The organism is Bacillus sp. JJ1127 (assembly GCF_036965845.1).
GTDB lineage: Bacteria > Bacillota > Bacilli > Bacillales > Bacillaceae_G > Bacillus_A.
The window spans coordinates 1-2,647 of the sequence record NZ_JBALQK010000393.1; the positions used below are offsets into that span (position 1 = coordinate 1).

General features: G+C 35.7%; 2 protein-coding genes. One reads left to right on the plus strand and one right to left on the minus strand.

Annotation, left to right across the window (positions count from 1 at the left end; translation table 11 throughout):
* Positions 1–383 precede the first annotated feature (383 nt).
* Positions 384–749, minus strand: coding sequence for a winged helix-turn-helix transcriptional regulator (locus V7183_RS24955; RefSeq protein ID WP_097899406.1), 366 nt, complete (start codon positions 747–749; stop codon positions 384–386).
* A 129-nt stretch (positions 750–878) separates the two neighbouring features.
* Here V7183_RS24955 and V7183_RS24960 point away from each other — a divergent pair, with 129 nt between their 5' ends.
* Entirely contained in the window at positions 879–2,255 is a 1,377-nt protein-coding gene (locus V7183_RS24960; protein ID WP_097899407.1) for an MFS transporter, read from the plus strand.
* Positions 2,256–2,647: the final 392 nt, after the last annotated feature.

The window sequence follows — 2,647 nt, forward strand, 5'->3', positions numbered from 1 at the left end:
GATGTCGAAAAATGAAAATAGATTTATATATATACATGGAATTCTAATAAGCAGGATTACGGTAACAAAAAAAATGTCGAATTTATAGAAAATTTGTATTTTTTTGTTGTTTTATTTTACTTTTAATGCTAAACTCATAATTACAAAGAAAGAGTAACAAAAATACCCTTAGCGATTAAGAATTTTCCGAATCTTTAATTTTCTTAAAGATTTACCCTATTCCACTTGATTGACATTTTGCGTGTTCTCCGCTCTTTCTTTGTTGTACCCTATGGAAAAAAGCCTAGAAAAAAACAACTTGTTCTTATGCAAGTTGTTTTTTTCTGTGAAAATTTAATTTATAAAATACAAGTTATTTAAATTCAATGTGAAATACATCACTTTCAACTAAGTGCTGTACTTTTCTTTTTATCTTCTTCCAAATCTAAAACATTCCACGAATCTCCCCACGCTCTCATCGCATCAAAAATTGGACGAAGTGTTTGGCCTTTTTTTGATAAAGAATATTCCACATGAGGTGGCATCGTTGAGTAAACCGTTCTTTCTATAATTTTTTCATTCTCTAATTCTTTTAAGCGTAACGAAAGAGTTCTTGGGCTAATACCACCTAGCAATTTTTCCAATTCTGCAAATCGCTTTGGTCCGTAAAATAAGTCTCGTAAAATGAGAAACGTCCACTTCCCGCCAATTACACTCATCGTTTTTTCAATAGAACATTTTGATATGTGTTGCTCTTCTTTTCCGCACATCACATTTATCCCCCTTAACTATACAAAATTATAGTAACTATATAAAAAATCAGTACTTCCATAAATAAAGCACTTTATTTATTATAGTGTTCAGGGAAATATTAGTAAATATATATTGGGGGCTTGAACATGAGAACCAGCTCAGTAACACATTTAGAAACGAAACAAATGAAATCTTCCAGCATAATAACTTTACTCGCACTCGCAATGGGTTTTATTATGGCTACGCTTGATGTCACTGTCGTAAATGTAGCGGTTGCTGATATTCGGGTTAATTTACATATGGGAATTTCTAGCGCCACTTGGATTGTAGATGGCTATATGCTATCATTTGCCTCTTTACTCCTTATCGGTGGGTCACTTGCGAACCGATATGGTGCGAAATATATGTATTTAGTTGGATTAGTTTGTTTCGTTCTCGCTTCACTTTTCTGCTCTATCGCATCGTCTGGAAATATTCTTATCGTCTCACGGATCCTGCAAGGTGTGGGCGCGGCACTATTTATGCCAAGCTCTCTTAGTCTTCTAGCTGCTTCTTATCCAAACGAAAAACAACGTGCAAAAATGTTTGGATTATGGTCGGCTATCGTTTCAGTTGCTTCAGGTATTGGCCCCTTCGTCGGAGGAGTATTAGTCCACACATTGGGATGGAGAAGTATTTTTATTATTAACTTACCAATTGGCATCATCGGAATTTTACTTGCCTACTACGTTATTCCTATTTCATCGCGCCAGGCAATCAAACTAAATCTTTTCAACCATGGATTAGGTGTTATCACTTTAGCGAGCCTAGCTTTTAGCCTTATTGAGGGTCCTTCCTACGGCTGGACGGCACCACAAATACTAAGTGGATTTCTTATCACAATTATAGCCGCTAGTTTGTTTATCATCGCTGAGCGTAATGCAAAACAACCAATCATTCCATTTTCGTTATTTTATGATCAACGATTTTCTTCTGCAAACATTGTCGGCTTTTTAATCAACTTTGCATTATTTGGTGGCATCTTCATGTTTGGATTATTTCTCCAGCACGCACGAGGCGCTACTCCTTTTCTAGCCGGACTTCAACTGTTACCAATGATGGCTGTCTTTGTAGTTGGAAATCTCTTATTTGCAAAACTAGCAAATCGGTTTGGCTCTAAGTTACCTATGCTCATATCCTTGTTCATCGCAAGTTTCGGTTCATTCGTTTTAACTTTCATCTCACCACATACACCTTACTGGATGCCGGCAACTATTTATTCCATCGTAAATCTTGGAATTGGTGTTTCCGTTCCAGCCATGACTACAATTGTAATGCAATCAGCTGGTCGTGAACACGGGAACATAGCGGGTGCCACTTTAAATGTAAATCGGCAAGTTGGTGCTTTAGTTGGGGTGGCTATTATGAGTATTATCCTTCACAGCTCAGGAGGATGGTATGAATGGGCAAAGTATAGTTTCTTAACCATGGGAACTTCTTATCTACTCGCGGGATTTCTTGTCTCGTATTTCATTAAAAAATAGCTTCTATAAAATTACAAATTAGGATAAAAAATGTGACCATAGAACATATCAAGCTGCTAAAAAATTGTCTACTTTAAGTAAACAACAGAATTTTTATCAATATACAGAAATTAAAAAGAAGATAACTATCCTCCTATATTAGTAGGTAGTTATCTTCTTTTTTTGAGGGACTTTTTCAGTGCCTTCGAATTTTCAGGACCCTTTTTTATTTAAATATGAAATCTTAGATTCACGTTTACTTTCCATCTATAAAATCCATTTTAATTTTTCAACATATCAGTTGCTGCTATGCAAAATAAAACATAATCTGCACTCGCTTTTACTCTTTCTTTTCAACTTTGTATGTGAATGAAAAAGGCACTGGCCGCTTCTATGCATGGCCAAATGCTCTC

What these genes read in the sequence shown, in the direction of transcription:
- V7183_RS24960 (WP_097899407.1), top strand. Translation starts at nt 879, where the DNA reads ATGAGAACCAGCTCAGTAACACATTTAGAAACGAAACAAATGAAATCT.
- V7183_RS24955 (WP_097899406.1), bottom strand. Translation starts at nt 749, where the DNA reads ATGTGCGGAAAAGAAGAGCAACACATATCAAAATGTTCTATTGAAAAA.